General features: G+C 70.7%; 1 protein-coding gene. It reads right to left on the bottom strand.

Annotated elements, in window-relative coordinates; translation table 11 throughout:
* Window positions 1–668, bottom strand: a 668-nt coding sequence (locus tag PGX04_RS25405; RefSeq protein WP_273741044.1) for a dehydroquinate synthase/iron-containing alcohol dehydrogenase family protein, incomplete at both ends; no start/stop codon positions are given.

The raw sequence follows: 668 nt of genomic DNA, 5'->3' as shown, positions 1-668 counted from the left end.
CGACGACCGCGGCCTCGTGATCCGCGGCGTCCCCGACCCCGAGCGCGTTCGCGAGCATCCCCGCTCGAGCGTCCACGCCGTCGCTCTCGAAGAGATACTCGAGGACGTGGGGAACGACGACGCCGTGGGCCGCCCCCTGCTGAACGTCGTCCGTCCGCGTGAGGCCGTGGCCGAAGGCGTGGACGATCGACGCCGTCGTCTCCCCGGGTCTCGAGATGCCGTACTGGACGAGCACGACCCCCTCGAGGACCGTCTCGAACGTCCCGATATCCCGCTCGCCGTCGCCGAACGCTCGCAGTCCGTCCTCGAGTTTCTCGAGGCCGTGGCGGGCGGTCGCGTCGGTGACCGGCGTCGCGTTGCGCGCGTAGAGCGTCTCGATTCCCTTGTCGAAGCCGTTCATGGCCGAGCCCGCGAGCACCGATTCGGGCGTGGTCGCCACCAGTTCCGGATCGTAGAACGCCGCCGCAGGCATCAGTCCCGGATCGGAGATGCCGCCGCCGATCTCCTCGTCGACCAGCCCCGACTCGGGGGACGCGGTGACCCCGGCGACCATCGAGAGATCGGCCCCGGCGAGCGTCGTGGGAATCGCGACGATCGGAACCAGCCCCTCGTCGGGGACCGTGATCGTCCCGGTCTCGGCGAACTCGGTGGCTACCTCTCGGGCCGCG

Source organism: Natrinema soli (genome assembly GCF_028618695.1).
This window is presented reverse-complemented; position numbering and strand designations above follow the sequence as displayed.